At 41.2% G+C, this 20,789-nt stretch carries 18 protein-coding genes; all 18 read left to right on the plus strand.

The genetic code is table 11. The features are described 5' to 3' along the window. Window positions 1-135 precede the first annotated feature (135 nt). The 18 genes from dpaA to ACOSV2_RS03425 all read left to right on the plus strand — a co-directional run bounded on the left by dpaA (window position 136) and on the right by ACOSV2_RS03425 (window position 20,691). A complete protein-coding gene (dpaA, locus tag ACOSV2_RS03340) occupies window positions 136-1,038 on the plus strand; it encodes a dipicolinic acid synthetase subunit A (protein WP_113968176.1) in 903 nt (300 codons plus the stop codon). Further along, window positions 1,035-1,628, plus strand: coding sequence for a dipicolinate synthase subunit B (locus tag ACOSV2_RS03345; protein WP_113968175.1), 594 nt, complete (start codon window positions 1,035-1,037; stop codon window positions 1,626-1,628). Before dpaA ends, ACOSV2_RS03345 begins: the two co-directional genes overlap by 4 nt. Window positions 1,629-1,842: 214 nt before the next feature. Then, entirely contained in the window at window positions 1,843-2,880 is a 1,038-nt protein-coding gene (gene asd / locus ACOSV2_RS03350; protein WP_428974276.1) for an aspartate-semialdehyde dehydrogenase, read from the plus strand. Window positions 2,881-2,968: 88 nt separating this feature from the next. Then, on the plus strand, window positions 2,969-4,207 hold the full coding sequence (dapG, locus tag ACOSV2_RS03355; protein ID WP_428973904.1) for an aspartate kinase: 1,239 nt from the start codon (window positions 2,969-2,971) through the stop codon (window positions 4,205-4,207). A gap of 22 nt (window positions 4,208-4,229) precedes the next feature. Beyond that, window positions 4,230-5,102 carry a 4-hydroxy-tetrahydrodipicolinate synthase gene (gene dapA / locus ACOSV2_RS03360; protein WP_428974277.1) on the plus strand — a complete coding sequence of 291 codons (873 nt, stop codon included), beginning with the start codon at window positions 4,230-4,232 and terminating at the stop codon, window positions 5,100-5,102. A gap of 263 nt (window positions 5,103-5,365) precedes the next feature. Continuing rightward, window positions 5,366-7,033, plus strand: a complete 1,668-nt coding sequence (locus tag ACOSV2_RS03365; protein ID WP_428973905.1) for a ribonuclease J — start codon at window positions 5,366-5,368, stop codon at window positions 7,031-7,033. 145 nt (window positions 7,034-7,178) lie between these two features. Further along, window positions 7,179-7,913 carry a ClpP family protease gene (locus ACOSV2_RS03370; RefSeq protein ID WP_113968458.1) on the plus strand — a complete coding sequence of 245 codons (735 nt, stop codon included), beginning with the start codon at window positions 7,179-7,181 and terminating at the stop codon, window positions 7,911-7,913. Beyond that, window positions 7,910-8,116 carry a YlzJ-like family protein gene (locus ACOSV2_RS03375; RefSeq protein ID WP_113968171.1) on the plus strand — a complete coding sequence of 69 codons (207 nt, stop codon included), beginning with the start codon at window positions 7,910-7,912 and terminating at the stop codon, window positions 8,114-8,116. Before ACOSV2_RS03370 ends, ACOSV2_RS03375 begins: the two co-directional genes overlap by 4 nt. A 190-nt stretch (window positions 8,117-8,306) precedes the next feature. Then, complete coding sequence (locus ACOSV2_RS03380; protein ID WP_428973906.1) at window positions 8,307-10,670, plus strand: DNA translocase FtsK; 2,364 nt, start codon at window positions 8,307-8,309, stop codon at window positions 10,668-10,670. 424 nt (window positions 10,671-11,094) lie between these two features. After that, a complete protein-coding gene (locus tag ACOSV2_RS03385) occupies window positions 11,095-11,820 on the plus strand; it encodes a GntR family transcriptional regulator (protein ID WP_148993639.1) in 726 nt (241 codons plus the stop codon). A gap of 50 nt (window positions 11,821-11,870) precedes the next feature. Beyond that, a complete protein-coding gene (locus ACOSV2_RS03390; protein ID WP_428973907.1) occupies window positions 11,871-12,968 on the plus strand; it encodes a BMP family lipoprotein in 1,098 nt (365 codons plus the stop codon). Window positions 12,969-13,183: 215 nt separating this feature from the next. After that, window positions 13,184-14,719: an ABC transporter ATP-binding protein gene (locus ACOSV2_RS03395; protein WP_428973908.1), complete on the plus strand. Its 1,536-nt coding sequence runs from the start codon at window positions 13,184-13,186 to the stop codon at window positions 14,717-14,719. Further along, a complete protein-coding gene (locus ACOSV2_RS03400) occupies window positions 14,712-15,761 on the plus strand; it encodes an ABC transporter permease (RefSeq protein ID WP_113968166.1) in 1,050 nt (349 codons plus the stop codon). The genes ACOSV2_RS03395 and ACOSV2_RS03400 overlap by 8 nt, the downstream gene beginning before the upstream one ends. Further along, entirely contained in the window at window positions 15,762-16,721 is a 960-nt protein-coding gene (locus tag ACOSV2_RS03405) for an ABC transporter permease (RefSeq protein ID WP_428973909.1), read from the plus strand. A gap of 278 nt (window positions 16,722-16,999) precedes the next feature. Further along, window positions 17,000-18,274 (plus strand): EF-P 5-aminopentanol modification-associated protein YfmF, encoded by a 1,275-nt coding sequence (yfmF, locus tag ACOSV2_RS03410; RefSeq protein WP_428973910.1) that lies wholly within the window; start codon window positions 17,000-17,002, stop codon window positions 18,272-18,274. Window positions 18,275-18,276: 2 nt separating this feature from the next. Continuing rightward, window positions 18,277-19,566 (plus strand): EF-P 5-aminopentanol modification-associated protein YfmH, encoded by a 1,290-nt coding sequence (yfmH, locus tag ACOSV2_RS03415; RefSeq protein WP_428973911.1) that lies wholly within the window; start codon window positions 18,277-18,279, stop codon window positions 19,564-19,566. Window positions 19,567-19,627: 61 nt separating this feature from the next. After that, the gene (gene ymfI / locus ACOSV2_RS03420; protein ID WP_428973912.1) at window positions 19,628-20,344 is read left to right on the plus strand and encodes an elongation factor P 5-aminopentanone reductase; all 717 of its coding nucleotides are present in this window, start codon (window positions 19,628-19,630) and stop codon (window positions 20,342-20,344) included. Between the two features lie 89 nt (window positions 20,345-20,433). Then, window positions 20,434-20,691: a DUF3243 domain-containing protein gene (locus tag ACOSV2_RS03425; protein WP_428973913.1), complete on the plus strand. Its 258-nt coding sequence runs from the start codon at window positions 20,434-20,436 to the stop codon at window positions 20,689-20,691. The last annotated feature ends 98 nt before the right edge of the window (window positions 20,692-20,789 follow it).

Here is a 20,789-nt window from a genome sequence, read left to right on the forward strand (position 1 = left end):
TTTACCAAAACAATCCCACATTCTAGACAGTCTCTACCTGCTTTTCTTCTCACCCATTAGGTATGTGCAACATACACTGTTGAAGTGAAAAGGGATTTAGAATAGCGATTATGTAAAAAGTAGGTGAAATCAGTGATGCTGACCGGAATGCAGATCGCAGTTCTAGGCGGAGATGCTCGTCAACTTGAGATTATTCGGAAGCTTACTGAGTTGGATGCAAAAATCTCACTCGTAGGTTTTGAACAACTAGATCATGCCTTTACAGGGGCTACGAAAGAAAAGCTGAGTGAAGTGGACTTTTCAATTATTGATGCCATAATCTTACCTGTACCCGGCACGAATCTACAAGGAGAAATTGATACGATTTTTTCCAATGAGAAAATCGTTTTAACAGAAGAAGTTGTGTCTCAGACGCCAGAGCACTGTACGATCTATTCAGGAATTAGTAATAAGTATTTGGATGAAATAATGTCTTCAACGAATCGGGAACTTGTTCAGCTGTTTGAGAGAGACGATGTTGCCATTTATAATTCTATTCCTACAGTAGAGGGAACGATTATGATGGCTATTCAACATACAGACTTTACGATTCATGGATCTACGATTGTCATATTGGGTCTGGGTAGGGTAGGTATGAGTGTAGCTAGAACGTTTCATCATTTAGGCGGAAAGGTCAAGGTTGGTGCCCGGAAAAGTGAGCATCTGGCCAGGGTGACTGAAATGGGCTTAGAGCCATTCCACTTAGATAACTTAGAAAAAGAGGTTGAGAATTGTGATATATGTATTAACACAATTCCAGTGCATATAGTGAAGGCTGCTGTAATAGCCAAAATGCCGGCTCATACATTAATCATCGATTTGGCTTCAAAGCCTGGGGGTACAGATTTTCGTTATGCAGAAAAACGGGGAATTAAAGCATTGTTAGCCCCGGGATTGCCAGGGATCGTGGCACCTAAGACAGCTGGCCAGATACTCGCCAATGTACTTTGTCAATTGTTAGAGGAAGATCTTGATTTAGGAAAGGAGAGTTCATCATGAGTGTGAAAGGAAAACGAATCGGGTTTGGTCTGACAGGTTCTCATTGTACGTATGATGCCGTATTCCCGGAAATTGAACGATTAGTGAATAACGGAGCAGAAGTGATGCCGATTGTGACTTCAACTGTTATGAATACGGAAACGAGATTCGGTAAAGGAGAAGACTGGATTAAGCGAATTGAAGACGTTACGGGTCATAGGGTGATCGATTCAATCGTAAAGGCAGAACCACTCGGTCCTAAAATTCCATTGGATTGTATGGTGATCGCTCCCCTTACAGGAAATTCAATGAGCAAATTCGCAAATGCAATGACAGATTCTCCAGTGTTGATGGCTGCTAAAGCGACTCTTCGTAATCACCGTCCTGTAGTACTGGGGATATCGACAAATGATGCTCTTGGCTTAAACGGTGTAAACCTAATGAGATTAATTTCAACCAAAGATATTTATTTTATCCCATTTGGTCAGGATGCACCTGAAAGCAAACCGAAATCAATGGTAGCCAGAATGACGCTGATTCAGGAAACGATAGAAGCGGCTATAGAAGGAAGACAGCTTCAGCCTGTTGTAATCGAAAGATATTTAGATTAATAGACGGAGAAGGCTATCAACTTGCACTGTTAAGATGGCCTTCTTTTCATGTATAAATATTTAATGTTTTATAAATAATCAAGGCATAAATATAAAATTCCCTATTGTCGAATAATTGTTTATGTTAAAATATTCTTTATTATAGTAATAGACTAAAAGGTATACCTACTATGAGAATACTGAATGGTTGGAAGGAGAGAAGATTTTGAATACAATGGGATTACATGTAGCGGTTGTCGGTGCCACAGGTGCAGTTGGACAACAGATGCTACAAACACTAGAAAAAAGGGACTTTCCAATAAAACAATTGACATTATTGTCTTCGGCCCGTTCAGCCGGGTCCACCGTTACCTTTAAAGGGAAAGAATGGACGGTTGAAGAAGCTAAGCCCGAAAGTTTTGAAGGGGTAGACATTGCTTTATTTAGTGCAGGGGGTAGTGTATCCAAACTTCTTGCTCCTGAAGCCGTTAAACGTGGAGCTATCGTCGTCGACAATACAAGTGCATACCGAATGGATCCAGATGTTCCTCTTGTTGTTCCAGAGGTGAACGAAGAAGATATCAAACTTCATAATGGAATCATTGCGAATCCTAACTGTTCTACGATCCAGATGGTGGCAGCACTTGAACCGGTTCGTAAACAATATGGTTTATCGAAAGTAATCGTGTCAACCTATCAAGCCGTTTCAGGGGCAGGTGCAGTGGCCATCGATGAGCTTCACGAGCAATCACAAGCCATATTGTCCGGTGAATCGTTTGAGCCAAGTGTGCTACCTGTAAAAGGGGATAAAAAGCATTATCAGATAGCGTATAACGCCATTCCTCAGATTGATAAATTCCAGGAAAATGGCTTTACTTTTGAAGAAATGAAAATGATCAATGAAACAAAGAAAATTATGCATATGCCGTCATTAAAGGTATCGGCAACATGCGTAAGGTTACCTGTTGTAACAGGTCACTCAGAAAGTGTATATATTGAAATTGAGAAGGGTTCTGTAACCGTGAATGATATCCACTCACTGTTAAAAGACGCTCCTGGAGTAACTTTAGAAGACGTCCCGGAAGAACAGATTTATCCGATGCCTGCACATGCAGTAGGAAAGCCGGATGTATTTGTCGGCAGGGTGCGTAAAGATCTTGATGAAGACAAGGGCTTCCATATGTGGGTTGTGTCTGACAACTTACTTAAGGGAGCGGCTTGGAACTCAGTTCAAATCGCAGAAAGTCTAATGAAACTTGGTATAATTAAATAACGAAGAGGGACCATTGCAGCTATAGATCTACTTATTTCCACTAATCGTTCTCACATACCTCTTGAACATATGACAATGAGGTGTAGTCATGAAAGTGATCGTACAAAAATTTGGTGGAACGTCTGTACGTGATGAGGCAAGTCGCTTAAAGGCGCTTGCCCACACAAAGCAAGCGATTGATAAGGGGTATAAAGTGGTGGTAGTCGTTTCAGCTATGGGAAGAAAAGGTGAACCTTACGCTACTGACTCCCTATTATCCCTTATCGGTGGCAGAAATACTTCAATAAGTAAGCGAGAGCAAGACTTATTATTATCTTGTGGAGAAATCATTTCCAGTCTGGTCTTCTCTAACATGCTTCTTGAGCATGGAATCCGGTCAACCGCTTTAACTGGGGCTCAAGCCGGATTCCGGACTAATAATGATTTTAACAATGCGAAAATTTTGGAAATGAGATGCAGCCGTTTGGTCAAAGAGCTTGAAGAACACGATGCAGTGGTGGTAGCCGGCTTTCAAGGTGCAACGAAAGATGGTGATGTCACCACGATAGGCAGAGGGGGAAGTGATACTTCGGCTTCTGCATTAGGAGTGGCATTAAAAGCTGAATTCATCGATATCTTCACCGATGTTGAAGGGGTCATGACTGCCGATCCCCGCATATCATCGAAAGCTAGACCTATTACGGTTGTTTCTTATAATGAAGTATGTAATATGGCATATCAGGGAGCAAAGGTGATTCATCCAAGAGCAGTTGAAATTGCGATGAATTCAAATGTTCCAATCCGGATTCGTTCTACTTATTCAAAGGGTGAAGGGACGCTTGTGACTACACTTGAAAATACAAAAGCACACAAAGAATTCCGGAGTCATCCCGTAACAGGAATAGCCCATGTACCGAACCTTACGCAAATAAAAGTATTCGCGAAGGAAGACCAATACAATCTGCAAGCTGAAGTCTTTAAAGCGATGGCTAAAGAAGGAATCAGTGTTGACTTCATTAACATCTCGCCACGGGGAGTTGTTTACACTGTTGCATCATCCCTGGCTGAAGGTGCGATATCGGTTCTGAATAAAATAGGTCATAAACCTATTGTCGAGTCAGAATGTGCTAAGATTTCAGTAGTGGGAGCCGGGATGACGGGTGTTCCAGGTGTGACTTCAGCCATCGTATCTTCTCTGTCCAACGAAGGAATTCGAATCCTCCAGTCAGCAGATAGTCATACGACTATTTGGGTTCTGGTGAAAGAGATGGACCTGATTAATGCGATAAATGCACTTCATGATACGTTTCAACTACAAGAGAGAACCGCTACATTCAGGATAGGATAAACTTAAGAGGAGAGTGACAAGATTGAATTTTGGCCGCGTTTCTACGGCGATGGTTACCCCATTTGACCGCAAAGGAAATATCGATTTCACCAAGACGACCCAATTAATTCAATATCTGATTGAAAATGGATCAGATTCGTTAGTAGTAGCCGGGACCACAGGTGAGTCTCCGACTTTAACAAAAGAAGAAAAGATTGCTTTATTTCGACATGTTGTAAAAGTAGTAAACGGAAGAGTACCTGTTATTGCAGGAACGGGGAGCAATAACACCCACGCCTCAATCGAGCTTACCAAAAAGGCGGTAGAGGCAGGCGTAGATGCCATCATGCTGGTGGCTCCATACTATAATAAGCCGAGTCAGGAAGGGCTATTCCAGCATTTCAAGGCGATTGCTGAATCAACAACCTTACCTGTCATGCTGTATAATATCCCTGGACGTTCAAGCGTCAATGTTTCTCCGGATACCATCATTCGATTATCAGAGATTGAAAACATTGTAGCTGTTAAAGAAGCAAGCGGTGACTTGGATAGCATGACTGAAATCATTTCACATACATCAGACGACTTTATGCTATACAGTGGTGATGACGGACTTACTCTCCCTGTGTTGTCAATAGGTGGAACTGGAATCGTGTCTGTTGCCTCTCATATCATCGGAAACGAAATGCAAGAGATGGTTGCTGCGTTTACAAGTGGAAATCATTTAACGGCAGCCGGTCTGCATCAAAAGCTTCTTCCGGTCATGAAAGGGTTATTTGCCAGCCCAAACCCAACTCCGGTTAAAACTGCCCTGCAGATGAAGGGTCTGGACGTTGGATCTGTCCGCTTACCATTAATTCCACTCACAGAAGTGGAAAGAGCAAAGCTGTCTCAATTATTACAAGTATTATCTTAAGTAAAAGACTGTGAAGGCCATCCTTCACAGTCTTTTATTTTAGACAGGAAAAGGCACTAAAATCAGTAATAGATTAATTTATTTTTAAAGAAGAAGGATTTAGTCATGTAGTATCGAAATAGTAATGTAGTAAAATTGAATGCAGTCTTTTTCCTAATTTTATTATAGGTAGGATAAAATTGGTTGTACTCCCAAAAAATTATCAAGTATAATAAACGTAACTGATTAAAGATCGGGAAAGGCACAGCATAGGAGGACATAACGTGAGTAAGACAAAGAATGAAAGTATAAAGATCATACCGCTCGGAGGAGTAGGAGAAATCGGTAAGAACATGTACGTGATCGAAGTGGATCATGAGATTTTCGTGGTTGACGCGGGGCTGATGTTCCCTGAAAATGAAATGCTCGGAATTGATATCGTCATTCCTGACATTCAATACTTGATCGAAAATAAAGAACGTGTGAAAGGGATCTTTTTGACTCATGGACATGAGGATAGTATTGGAGCGATTTCATACGTACTAAATAAGATTAAAGCACCTGTTTACGGCACCCGTTTAACGAATGCTCTTGTTAAGGCACGATTGAAGGATGAAAATGTCAAGGAAGATGTGAAATTCTATACGATTCACTCTGATAGCCACCTGACTTTCGATGGAGTGAATGTAACGTTCTTTAAAACCACACATAGTATTCCGGATTCTGTTGGTGTATGTATACATACATCCGAAGGAGTCATCGTACATACCGGGGAATTCAAATTTGATCAATCTGCTAAACACCTTTATCGACCGGATTTAGGCAAAATGGCTCAAATCGGTGAAAAAGGGGTGCTATGTTTGTTGTCTGACAGCAAAGAAGCGGAGAGACCCGGCTACACAACCTCAGAGGCCGTCATTGAACAACATATAACAGACGCTTTACGAATGGCATCCGGTAGAGTGATTGTAGCTTGCTTTGCATCTAATTTAATTCGACTACAGCAAGTGTTTGATGCTGCAGATCAAAATAATCGTAAAGTGGTCGTAGTGGGTAAGAGTTTGAAGAGAGTATATGATATAGCATTGAAATTAGGCTATCTTCACGTCCGGGATGAGATGATCATCGGCATGGATGAGATTGGTGACCATCCTAAAGATGAAGTCGTCATCATCGCCACCGGAACACAAGGAGAACCGTTTGAAGCCTTGCAGCGGATGTCAAAACGCTCCCATCGTCTTGTGAATATCGAAGAGGGTGATACAGTCCTTATTACGGCTTCACCTTCGCCTGGCATGGAAGTCATTGCAGGAAAGACAATTGACATGCTTTATAGAGCAGGAGCGAACGTCTTGACCGCTAATAAGAAGGTTCATGTATCAGGGCATGGGAGTCAGGAAGATCTAAAGTTTATGTTGAATATCATGAAGCCGAAGTATTTCATTCCTATTCAAGGGGAATATAAAATGCTGGTGGCGCATAGCCAGATCGCTCACGACATCGGTCTTCCTTATAAGCAAATTTTCATTTTGGATAAAGGTGATGTGCTTCAATACAAGGACGGTAAGATGAGAATGAGCGGCCGGGTGCAGGCCGGGAATGTGTTAATCGATGGAATTGGTGTAGGGGACGTTGGGAATATCGTCCTTCGCGACCGTAAACTATTATCTGAAGACGGTGTCTTTACGGTCGTAGTGACGATCAACCGCAGATCTAAATCGATTGTGTCAGGTCCTGAAATTATATCACGAGGCTTCGTTTACGTGAGGGAATCAGAAGAATTGATTGAAGGAGCTGGAGGTATCGTAACGGATGTAGTACATTCCTATCTGCAAAAAGGTTCATTTGAATGGACAACCATTAAACAAGATATCAGAGATCAGCTCAATTACTATTTATTCAATAAAACGCGAAGAAGACCAATGATTTTACCGATCATCATGGAAGTTTAATGCGTGAGGCTATTTGTTTCTAACAGATAGCCTCCGTTTTTTGTTTGATTCCAAAGTATAAAGTATGAAAACACCCCCTTATTAAAATAATAACAAGAGAATGGAATGAAAAGGAGATGTTTTCATGGAACTAAATCATGGGCGTATGCAGGATCAGCCAAATAAAGGCCAGGATGATAATAAAGATAAACCATCAGGATTAATGGAAAAGATACAGCAATTAGGGCAAACGAATGTCCCGCAACTCTCTCAGGATTCCAATATCCATTGCTTGACGATTGTAGGACAAATAGAAGGGCATATGCAGCTTCCGCCACAAAATAAAACAACGAAGTATGAGCATGTTATTCCTCAGCTCGTAGCCATTGAGCAAAATCCCAAGATAGAGGGATTGGTGGTCATATTAAATACGGTAGGGGGAGACGTGGAAGCGGGACTCGCCATTTCTGAGATGATTGCTTCACTCTCTAAACCTACAGTATCTGTTGTGTTGGGTGGAGGACATAGCATCGGTGTGCCGATTGCCGTATCATGCGATTTCTCGTACATTGCGAGCACCGCTACAATGACAATCCACCCGGTCCGATTGACTGGATTGGTGATCGGCGTACCACAGACTTTCGAGTACTTGGATAAAATGCAGGATCGGGTAGTTAGTTTCGTAACCAAGCACAGCAATATATCGGAAGAACAATTTAAAGACCTGATGTTTGCAAAAGGTAACCTTACTCGGGATATCGGTACGAATGTAGTCGGTGACGATGCTGTCGAATACGGCCTGATAGATGGAATCGGGGGCATTGGGACAGCCATTAAAAAGATTAATGAGTTAATTGAGATGAAAAAGCAATCGGATCAACAAGAGGGGTTAGTACAATGATCCTTTATACAGTGGTTCCCAATGATCTTGTATTTCCAACAGATGCAAATGAATTCAGTGGTCAAATGATGATGGAATATCAGGGTGTTCCTATCCTTGTTCAGCAGGAGGAGAACCGGTATCGAATTGTCAGGGTCATGAGTAGTGACCCTGCGCATTATCTCGATAATCAGATTTGCCCAGGTGAATTTATCAACAATTAAGGACGAAAGAGGATTTTCCCGAAATAGTGGTTATGCTATAATATTACTGGAAGAGACAAACATGATGATACTTTAAGTTAACGGGAAGGGTCTGACACCTTAGGCACATAGATTGCCCCAAAGGATCAGCCCTTTCTTCATCTTTATGTACATATGAAGAAAGACTTCAATAGAATTTAGGTGAATTGGATTGGCAAAACGAAAAAGAAGAAAAAAACGATCTGCAACGGGTTCAACCTTAAAACAAACCATTAAATATGAAATTACAGGAATGATCCTCGCTTCCCTCAGTTTGATTTCAATCATTGAGCTTGGAGCTGTAGGGAAAGCAGTGGTGTACTTCTATCGATTCTTTCTGGGTGAATGGTATATGGTTGCCCTCCTGTGGATGCTGTATGTGGCAGGATACCTCATGGTTAAACGAGAGATTCCTATGTTATTTAGTCGCAGACTTATCGGGGTTTACATCATCATCGCGAGCTTCTTGCTATTGAGTCATGTGAAATTATTTGATTTGCTCTCAAATGATGGATCTTTCGATAATCCAAGTGTCATCATGAATACGTGGGATTTGTATTGGATGGATGTAAGTGGTGAGACGAGTACATCAGATCTTGGCGGAGGAATGATAGGGAGCGTTCTATTTGCCGTTTCTTATTTTTTATTTGACTCTCAAGGAGCAAGAATTGTAAGTGCCACATTCATATTGATCGGAATCATACTCGTGACAGGTAAATCCATCGGGGATGTGCTGGGAAGAGCGGGTAAGCGCTTTGGTGCATTCTTAAGCGGACAATGGTCTGCATTCAAACAAGATATGAGTGATTGGAAAGAAGATCAGTCAAAGAAAAAAGAAGTGAAAGAAAAGAAAAAGAAAGAAGTTCCTGTGAAACAGGAGAAAGCGGTTGAAACACAGCAGCCTCAGGAAGAGGAAACGAGAGAACCGATTATCTCCAACTTCGCGGAACGTGCATACGGAGGGGCACAGACTAAAGAACAACCATCCGCTGCAGGAGCGGGAATGAATGATGAAAATGATGAGGCTGCAGCTAAAGATAAGTCCGGTTCAGAAGGAGAAGCGGATTCTGCACCACCGATTACGTTTACTGAGGTAGAAAATAAGGATTATAAACTACCTTCTATTTCGTTATTAAAGAGTCCTAGAAAAACAGATCAGAGTAATGAATATCAACTGATCCATGCCAACGCAGCCAAACTTGAAAGAACCTTCCAAAGTTTCGGTGTGAAAGCGAAAGTTACACAAGTTCACTTAGGTCCAGCCGTCACCAAGTATGAAGTACACCCGGATGTAGGTGTGAAAGTAAGCCGCATCGTAAACCTTAGTGATGATTTAGCGTTGGCTCTTGCGGCTAAAGATATTCGAATTGAAGCTCCTATTCCAGGGAAATCGGCTATCGGTATAGAAGTTCCTAACTCAGAGGTGGCCATGGTGTCTTTAAGAGAGGTGCTTGAAGCTAAGGAACATAATAAACCGGATGCCAAGCTCCAAATTGGTTTAGGACGGGATATTACGGGAGAAGCCGTACTTGCAGAATTGAATAAAATGCCTCACTTACTTGTAGCCGGGGCCACAGGAAGCGGAAAGAGTGTCTGTATTAATGGTATCATAACGAGTATCCTAATGAGAGCTAAACCACATGAAGTTAAACTCATGATGATAGATCCGAAAATGGTTGAATTGAATGTATATAACGGGGTACCGCACCTATTGGCTCCCGTTGTAACTGATGCGAAGAAAGCTTCACAGGCATTAAAAAAGGTTGTAAGTGAAATGGAGCGGAGATATGAATTGTTCTCTCACACAGGGACAAGGAATATTGAAGGCTACAACGACTACGTTAAGAGACAGAATCTTGAAAATGAAGAAAAGCAGCCGCTGCTTCCGTATATTGTGGTCATAGTGGATGAGCTGGCTGATTTAATGATGGTTGCTTCAAACGATGTAGAAGACGCTATCACCAGACTCGCACAGATGGCACGTGCCGCAGGGATCCATTTAATTATTGCGACCCAGCGTCCTTCTGTTGATGTTATTACAGGGGTCATCAAAGCTAATATACCATCCAGGATTGCGTTTGCCGTATCATCTCAAATCGATTCCAGAACCATCCTGGACTCAGGGGGCGCAGAAAAACTATTGGGTAGAGGAGACATGCTCTTTATGCCTGTAGGGGCTTCAAAGCCTACAAGGGTACAAGGCGCCTTTTTATCTGATGAAGAAGTTGAAGAAATCGTAGACTTTGTCATTTCTCAACAAAAGGCACAGTATCAGGAAGAAATGATTCCGGACGAGATACAAGAAGATGAGAAAACGGGCGAAGCTGAAGACGAACTTTATAACGATGCAGTTCAGTTAATTGCTGAAATGCAAACCGCTTCCGTGTCCATGCTTCAAAGAAGATTTAGAATTGGTTATACAAGAGCAGCACGATTGATTGATGAGATGGAAGTAAGAGGAGTCGTTGGACCTTATGAAGGAAGTAAGCCGCGAAGCGTCTTGATCGGTAAACCTTCAGAAGAGCAAAGCTCTTAACAAAAAGTGTGTTACCCTATTCAAAGTGAACGGGGTAACACACTTTTTTTATGTAAAATCCAAGGATTAAATCTCAAAATGTATCCGTTTTAAATGATGTCATTCTAGTTTATCCACTAATGTGTTATACTATTAAAAGCGTTTACAATTGTAATGTCGTTGTTTTAATTTTGTAAAGATTGATAATCTATAACAACCTTACTGTAAATTATTTGTAAAATAACTCCATGAAACCCTATTCATCTTTATATTTTTTCTATTTTTTTACAAATAAGGATTCTAAATTGTCATTCTAGTCATTTTTTTCGACAAAATCACACAATGCTATTTATTTATGAAAAGAAAAGTGTTATAGTATTTTCGATTAGTAGGAAAGATATACATCAGAGGTCTGATGTCTTGAGAAAATTTGGTGGTGGTTCCAGTGACAATAAAGACAGACAATCGACATTTATACTTACAAGTGATAGACCGTTTGAAGAAAGATATCGAAGCGGGGATATACAAAGAAAAAGAAAAACTCCCGTCTGAATTTGATCTCTCCAAACAACTGGGTGTGAGTAGGGCTACTCTCCGGGAAGCTCTCAGAATTCTTGAGGAAGAAAGTGTCATCGTACGACGTCATGGTGTAGGTACATTTGTAAACGCTAAACCGCTCTTTACTTCTGGTATTGAGCAGCTAAACAGTGTAACGAACATGATTAAGCAGGCTGGTATGGAGCCAGGGACCATTTTCTTAAGCTCAACAACTCAAGAAGCTACTGAGGATGATGTGAAGAGGTTTACTTGCAATGAAGAGGACGACGTGATCCTGATTGAACGGGTTCGTACTGCAAACGGGGAACCGGTTGTGTATTGTGTAGACAAAATTCCTGAAAAGATTATGCCGAGGAATTTCACCCATGAAGATAATTCGATTTTCACCGTTTTGGAAAAACGCGAGAATAAGAGAATCACTCATGCTGTTGCACAAATAGAACCTATGGGCTATCACGATAAAATCTCCCCTATTCTAAATTGTGAACCAGAAACGGCACTACTCGTATTAAAGCAAATGCATTTTGATGAAAACGATGAGCCGATTCTGTACTCAGTAAACTATTTTCGGTCAGACAAATTTAGCTTCCACGTATTAAGAAAGCGTGTATAACAACAATCCATCTTTCTACTAATTTATTACAATATTAGGGGGTACTCTAGGTGAAAAAACGTAAAATGAGTTTAGCGTTGTCATTTGTTCTAGCTGCAGGTACATTATTAGGTGCTTGTGGAACAAGCGAGGACAAAGAAGGTGCATCTAGTGGTGAAGGTAACAAAAAAGAAGATCAATTTACAGTAGCAATGGTTACGGATGTTGGTGGAGTAGATGACAAATCTTTCAACCAATCTGCTTGGGAAGGTTTAAAAGCTTTCGGTGAAGAGCACGACTTAGAAAAAGGTAAGAAAGGTTATGACTACTTACAATCACAATCTGATGCTGACTATGCTACTAACTTAAACACATTGGCTCGTCAAGACTTTGACTTAGTATATGGTATCGGCTTCCTTATGGAAGGTGCAATCAATGATATTGCACAACAACAAAAAGATTCTCACTTTGCAATCGTTGATGCTGTTGTAGATCAGCCAAACGTTGCAAGTATCACATTTAAAGAGCAAGAAGGTTCATTCCTTGCCGGAGTTGCTGCTGGACTAGCAACGAAAACGAACAAAATCGGCTTCCTTGGTGGAATGGAAATTCCAGTAATCGAGCGTTTCCACTCTGGCTTCATTGCTGGTGTTAAATCAGTCAATCCCGAAGCGGAGATCGTTGCAGACTATGCAGGAGCATTCGATAAAGCTGAACTTGGTCAAACAATCGCGTCTAAGATGTACTCACAAGATGTAGACGTTATCTTCCATGCAGCTGGTGGTACGGGTAATGGATTGTTCAAAGAAGCACGTGACTTAAAAGAAAAAGACCCTTCCCGTGAGCTATGGGCAATCGGAGTTGACTCCGATCAATCAGCAGAGGGTAAAGTTGGGGATCATAACATCATCTTAACTTCTTCTTTAAAGCGTGTAGATAATGCGGTTCTGGATCTTTCTAATAAAGCAAAAGAAGGGAACTTCCCGGGTGGAGAAGTTATCTCTTACGGTCTTAACGAAGAGGGTGTTGGATTAGCTGAACTTAACGAAGAGCTTTCTAACAAAGACGAGGTTATGACTAAAGTTGATGAATGGAAAGAAAAGATCATGAGTGGGGAAATTACTGTACCTGAATCTTTAGATGCAGCAAACTCATTCTCAGCTAACTAATTGAACAGGGATAAGGGGGCCAAGGATAGCCGGCCTCTTAACCCTTTTTTAGAAGGAGTATTCATAATAATTAAAATTTTAATTGAAGTATAGAAACTTCTTTCTATCTTTCATTTAGAGTTTTAATCGGGGCAACCCTTTTTTTTCTAGAGTATTAAGGTCTGACCTCTAACTACTAGATAAATATCCCTAGCCTATGCAAGGAGTGATTAGCAATGGATTATGTAATTGAGATGCTGAATATTCGTAAAGAATTTCCAGGCATCGTAGCAAACGATAATATTACCCTCCAGCTCAAAAAAGGTGAAATTCATGCGCTTCTAGGTGAAAATGGAGCAGGTAAGTCTACACTGATGAATGTTTTATTTGGACTTTATCAGCCTGAACAAGGAGAAATTCGTGTTAAGGGGCAGAAAGTAAACATCACCAATCCCAATATTGCCAATGACTTAGGGATCGGAATGGTTCACCAGCACTTTATGCTTGTTGATACCTTTACAGTAACAGAGAATATTATTCTTGGAAGAGAGCCGAAGTCCGGTGCAACAGTGGATATTAAAAAGGCAGAGAAGGATATTCTGGAAATCTCAGAAAGATACGGTTTGAAAGTGGATCCTTCCGCTAAAATTTCTGAAATTTCAGTAGGAATGCAGCAGCGTGTTGAGATTTTGAAAACACTTTATCGTGGTGCAGAGATTCTGATCTTCGATGAGCCTACAGCGGTACTGACTCCACAAGAAATCAAAGAGCTTATTCAAATCATGAAAACTCTAATTCAAGAAGGCAAGTCTATCATTCTTATCACTCATAAGCTGAAAGAGATTATGGAAGTGTGTGATAATGTAACCGTTATCAGAAAAGGAAAAGGGATCGGGACGGTGCAAGTATCGGAAACCGATCCGAATCATCTTGCCAGTCTGATGGTAGGACGTGAAGTGACCTTTAAAACGGAGAAGAAGGAAGCCACTCCTACTGACAATGTACTCGAAATTCGAGATTTGAACGTAAAAGATCACCGCAACGTTTCCGTTGTAAAGGGGTTAAACCTGGAAGTGAAAGCCGGGGAAATCCTTGGTATTGCGGGAGTTGACGGGAACGGTCAAAGTGAACTGATTGAAGCGATTACAGGGTTATACAAAGTTAATAGTGGCTCGATCAAGCTGAATGGAAAAGAAATAGTCAATATGAAACCGCGCAAGATTTATGAAACAGGTGTAGGTCATATTCCTCAGGATCGCCACAAGCATGGTTTAGTCCTGGATTTTCCAATCGGTGAAAATATGGTTCTACAAACCTATTACCAAAAGCCTTACTCAAATAAAGGGGTATTAAGCTATAAGAATATTTACAATCAAGCGAGAAAGCTAATTTCAGAGTTTGATGTAAGGACACCTTCTGAATATACCCTTGCAAGGGCATTATCCGGTGGTAATCAGCAAAAAGCGATCATCGGTCGGGAAATCGATCGTGATCCGGATCTGTTGATTGCTGCCCAGCCTACCCGGGGGCTGGATGTAGGAGCGATCGAGTTCATTCACAAGCGTCTGATCGAGCAGCGGGATAACGGGAAAGCCGTACTATTACTTTCATTTGAATTGGATGAAATCATGAATGTAAGTGACCGTATCGCCGTCATTTATGAAGGGCAAATTGTAGCAATTGTGAATCCAAAAGAAACAACCGAACAAGAACTTGGACTACTGATGGCTGGTTCGAAGAGGAAGGAAGCGGGGGAGAACACACATGTCTAATCGATTAACAAATATATTAATCCCGGTTATTTCGGTCCTTTTAGGAATTATTGTCGGAACCATTATTATGCTTGTGAGTGGGTATGATCCAATTGCAGGATATTCTGCACTATGGCAAGGTATTTTCGGAGAGATCTACTATGTAGGGGAAACGGTGCGTCAAGTGACTCCATACATTCTTGCTGGATTGGCTGTTGCCTTTGCATTCAGAACCGGATTATTCAATATCGGGGTCGAAGGACAACTGATTGTAGGTTGGCTTGCAGCAGTGTGGGTAGGGGTCGCTTTCGATGAGTTACCTAAGATCATTCACTTACCGCTAGCTGTAATCGCAGCGGCATTAGCTGGCGCATTCTGGGGCTTCATTCCAGGATTACTGAAAGCAAGATACCGTGTACACGAAGTAATTGTTACGATCATGATGAACTATATTGCACTTCACGTAACGAATGCGATTATCCGTGATGTATTGACGGAGCGCAAAGATCGTACGGATTATATCGCAGAGACGGCTTCATTAAAGTCCCCATTCTTTGAGGCGTTAACGGATTACTCAAGACTGCATTGGGGGATCTTCATTGCCCTTCTGTGTGTCTTTATCATGTGGTTCCTTTTAGAGAAAACGACTCGTGGATATGAACTGCGTTCCGTAGGCTTTAACCAACATGCTTCTCAATACGCAGGAATGAACGTAAATGGAAACATCATTCTCTCTATGGTCATCTCTGGAGCATTTGCCGGACTTGCAGGTGCTATGGAAGGATTGGGAACATTTGGATACGCTTCGATCAAAGGTGGATTTACAGGGGTCGGATTCGACGGGATCGCTGTAGCTTTATTGGGAGGAAATGTTGCCATTGGTGTTGTGTTCGCAGCGCTGTTATTTGGAGGGCTAAAAGTAGGTGCATTGAATATGCCTCTTGAAGCAGGCATTCCAAATGAACTAGTAGACATCATAATTGCCCTTATTATTTTCTTTGTAGCATCTGGTTATATGATTCGCTATCTGATTCAACGATTTAGTAAGAAGGGGGTGAAATAAGTGGGCTTCATCGATATCTTAACAATCCTTATTCCATCAACATTATTGTGGGCATCACCACTTATTTTCACTGCTTTGGGCGGAGCGTTCTCTGAACGTTCTGGTGTGGTTAACATCGGACTTGAAGGACTAATGGTCATTGGAGCTTTCTCAAGTATCGTTTTCAACTTGGCGTTTGCCGACACATTTGGTGCGGCAACACCATGGGTAGCCCTGCTTATTGCCATGGTCATGGGGGCGTTACTTGCTGTACTCCATGCGGTTGCTTCCATTACATTCCGGGCCGATCAGGTAGTGTCCGGAGTGGCAATCAATCTGCTTGCCATCGGTTTAACTCTTTTCTTAGTTAAACGTATTTATGGCAAAGGTCAAACAGACATCATTTCTGAAGGCTTTGGAAAAGTGGATGTACCGCTACTTAACAAAATTCCGGTTATTGGAAATATTTTCTTCTCCAACACTTACTGGCCACCATTCGTAGCCATTCTTGTGTCGGTCATCGTTTGGTTCATTATGTTTAAAACTCCATTTGGTCTGAGATTGCGTTCCGTAGGTGAGCATCCAATGGCTGCTGACACAATGGGAATCAACGTAACGAAAATGCGCTATATCGGGGTTATCATTTCCGGGGCTTTTGCAGGAGTAGGCGGAGGAGTATATGCCCAGTCGATTTCGTCCGACTTTAGTCATGCAACGATAAGTGGACAGGGATTCATGGCCTTAGCTGCTTTGATCTTCGGTAAGTGGCATCCCCTTGGCGCAATGGGTGCAGCATTATTCTTTGGATTCGCTCAAAGCTTAAGTATCATCGGATCGAGTATCCCATTATTTGAGAATATTCCAAGTGTATATCTGCTAATCGCACCATATGTATTGACCATCCTTGCACTTACCGGATTCATCGGCCGTGCAGATGCACCTAAAGCACTTGGTACACCGTATATCAAAGGAAATCGTTAATCCATAACATAAGCACCAATCAAAGGTATCTCGACATTCGAGGTACCTTTTTTTTGAGGTTCTTTTGATTATTGATAAAAACAAAAGAATGAATCATAAATGAATATTATCCATGCATATACTAGTTTACTCTATGGGTATTTTTCCAATAGAGGAAGATGCTTGAAATCAACATATCACTACATGTATAGTTATACATAAATACCGCACAATAAAGGTGTTTATAACTTTTTTGATATCAAAAATGACGGAAGTGTTGAACTAAGGAGGACGGTACGATGACAGCCATAAATGAAGTAGTAAAGAAGAAACAGGGGTACACGCTACATATCGTTCAAACGGATAAGTATAAAACCAACAGTCTGATCTTGAAAATGAAAGCTCCACTAGATCAAGAATCAGTGACCTTACGCGGATTACTCCCTCATGTGATGCAAAGCAGTACAAAGACCTATCCGAGTACAACGGAATTACGATCCTACCTGGATGAATTATATGGTGCGAACTTTTTTACGGATTTAGGTAAAAAAGGTGAGTACCACGTGGTCAGCATGTCAGTTGAAATCGCCAACGAAAAGTTTTTAAGGGACTCAGAGCCGTTACTTCAAAAAGGAATAGAATTTTTAGCAGACGTCCTGCAAAATCCTCATATTGAAAATAACGAATTCGATAAGAAAACGGTGGAGAAAGAAAAACGAAACCAGAAGGTAAGAATACAGGCAGTATATGACGATAAAATGCGCTACGCTAATTCCCGGCTTGTAGAAGAAATGTGTAAGGGAGAGCGTTTTGCCCTTCATGTCAATGGCATTAGTGAAGAAGTAGAGTCCATAACGGCCAAGAGTTTATATGAATATTATCAAAAAGTCATGAATGAAGATCAATTCGATCTTTATGTCATCGGAGATGTAGATGTTGCGGAAGTTGAAAATCTGTGTGATCAACTCCTTCAATTAAACGAACGTACCCCTCTCGAAGTCGATTCATCGAAAGTGGAACAAAAAGAAAGGGAAAACGTCGTGAAAGAAAAGCAGGATGTGAAGCAAGGTAAGCTGAATATGGGCTACCGGACACATACACAATATGGCGATGATGATTACTTTGCCCTTCAGGTATTCAATGGCATATTCGGTGGATTTTCTCATTCTAAATTATTCATAAATGTGAGAGAAAAAGCGAGCTTAGCTTATTATGCAGCAAGTAGACTGGAAAGTCATAAAGGATTATTGATGGTTATGTCCGGCATAGAATTTGAGAAATATGATCAAGCAGTCGGAATCATCAATGATCAGCTGCAAGCCATGAAGGATGGAGACTTTACAGATGGTGAGATCGAACAGACGAAAGCGGTCATCCGCAATCAACTGCTTGAAACCATTGATACGTCCCGTGGGTTGGTTGAGGTCCTTTATCATAATGCTGTCGCCCATGAAGAAATTGATCTAAAACACTGGTTAGATGAAATTGAGAAAACGACGAAAGAAGATATCGTGAAAGCTGCAAATAAAGTCGAACTTGATACCATCTACTTTTTAACAGGAATGGAGGGATAAGGATGAAGAAAATTTCCTTCGATCAACTACAGGAAAACTTATATTATGAAAAAATGTCTAATGGACTGGATGTCTATATTCTCCCGAAAAAAGGATTCAATAAGACATATGCTACGTTTACGACGAAGTACGGAAGCATCGACAATCATTTTGTCCCTCTGGACGAAGAAGGATTCGTTAAGGTTCCAGATGGAATCGCCCACTTCTTGGAGCATAAATTGTTTGAAAAGGAAGATGGTGATGTATTCCAGCAATTCAGCCGCCAGGGAGCGTCGGCTAATGCTTTCACATCCTTTACACGAACGGCTTATCTATTCTCAAGTACCACCAATGTAGAACGAAATTTGGAAACGCTTATAGACTTTGTTCAAGACCCGTATTTTACAGAAAAGACAGTGGAAAAAGAAAAAGGCATCATCGGTCAGGAAATCACCATGTATGATGATAACCCTGACTGGCGATTATACTTTGGTGTGATTCAGAATATGTACAAAAATCACCCGGTGAAGATTGATATTGCAGGAACGATTGAGTCCATCACACCAATCACGAAAGATATGTTGTATCAGTGCTATAACACATTCTACCACCCAAGCAATATGCTTCTCTTTGTAGTGGGGGCTGTAGACCCGGATCAAATCATGAATCAGATTCGTTCGAACCAGGAAAAGAAGGATTATGAAAAAATGCCTGAGATCAAGCGGAGATTTGATGAAGAACCGGAAACGGTTGCTGAGAAGAAGCAGGTCCTTAAGATGAATGTGCAAAGCCCTAAGTGCCTGGTAGGTCTTAAAGCGCCTGAACCACATCAGCAAGGCAAGGAAATGCTTAGACAAGAGCTTTCTATGAACGTTTTCCTGGATATGTTATTCGGTAAAAGCTCGACGTATTATTCTGAACTATACAATGATGGCTTGATTGATGAAACATTCCACTATGACTATACACAAGAAAATGGCTTTGGATTCCTAACTGTCGGCGGGGACACGGAAAAGCCGGATATCCTTGCTGAGAAGGTACAATCGCTGCTACTTAAAGCCAAACATGAATCTCTCTTTACAGAAGAGGGACTAGAAAGAACGAAGAAAAAGAAAATTGGTGCGTTTTTACGTGCCATTAATTCTCCTGAGTTTATTGCAAATCAATTCACACGCTATGCTTTTAACGAAATGGATTTGTTTGAGGTCGTACCTACACTTGAATCATTAAAGTATGATGATATTCAAACCGTTGCGAGTACCATTATTAGTGAAGAGCGCTTTACGGTGTGTCAAGTAGTTCCGAAATCGTAATATCGGAGGGAGCTGCCCGAGGGTAGCTCCTCTCTTTATGGAGACATTGAGGTGGAAACAGATGAAATATGCTTTAATAACAGGGGCTTCAGGGGGAATCGGAAGCAGTACGGCTTTAAGCTTGGCAGAAGAGGGATGGAATTTATATTTACATTATCATTCGAATGAAAAAGCTATAACAGAGCTGCTACATAAGATTGAAAAGTTTGGGGTGGAGGCCATCCCCATTCGGGCAAATCTTGCCCACCCGAGAGAAATCGGGAGTCTCGTGAACGGTATCTTCCAACTTGATGCCATTATATATAGTAGTGGGAATTCAAGCTGGGGAATGTTTCAAGATCAAACTGAAGAAGAGGTGGACTATATGATTAACGTTCATGTGAAAAGTCCTTTACTTCTTATTCAAAAGTTATTGCCTAAGCTGATAGAACGTAAGGGGAGTATTGTAATGGTAAGCTCCATTTGGGGACAAATTGGCGCAGCATGTGAGGTCGTTTACTCAACTGTTAAGGGTGCGCAATTGGCATTTGTGAAATCATTGAGTAAGGAGCTTGCTCTAAGCGGGGTAAGGATCAATGCAATCGCTCCAGGGGCAGTTGATACATCGATGATGAGTTCGTTCTCTGAAGGGGAACTAGAAGCTATCAGGGAGGAGATTCCAATGGGTCGTCTCGCTCAGGCGGATGAAATTGCCGACTCGATTCAATTTCTCACTTCAGCCAAAGCCTCTTATATCACAGGTCAAACCATTTCCATCAATGGTGGGTGGCATACATGAAAAAGTTTTTTGGTCAAAAGATTATGGCGAATAATTTTTCCTCCGGGATACAAACTAAGGTTGTATTTCAATAAAGGAGGTCATGACAAATGTCTGTATTAGATAACTGGTCTGATTGGAAAAACTTCTTAGGTGATCGTCTCAACCAGGCTCAACATGGTGGAATGGAAAATGAAACGGTTTCTGACTTAGCTTACCAAATTGGTGACTACTTAGCGAATCAAGTCGAAGCTAAGAACGATCAGGAAAAAGTGTTAGCGGATTTATGGTCTGTCGCTTCCCCTGAAGAACAACATGCCATTGCGAACATGATGGTTAAACTTGTTAATAACAATGGTACTCGTTAAGGAGAGGGATTTTTTCCTCTCTTTTTTATATGCTTCAAAAAAATCACTTGAGAAGTCTATACTTCTTTACTATAAACAGCTTATGAGGTCTAAAATGA

The organism is Rossellomorea sp. DUT-2 (assembly GCF_052665285.1).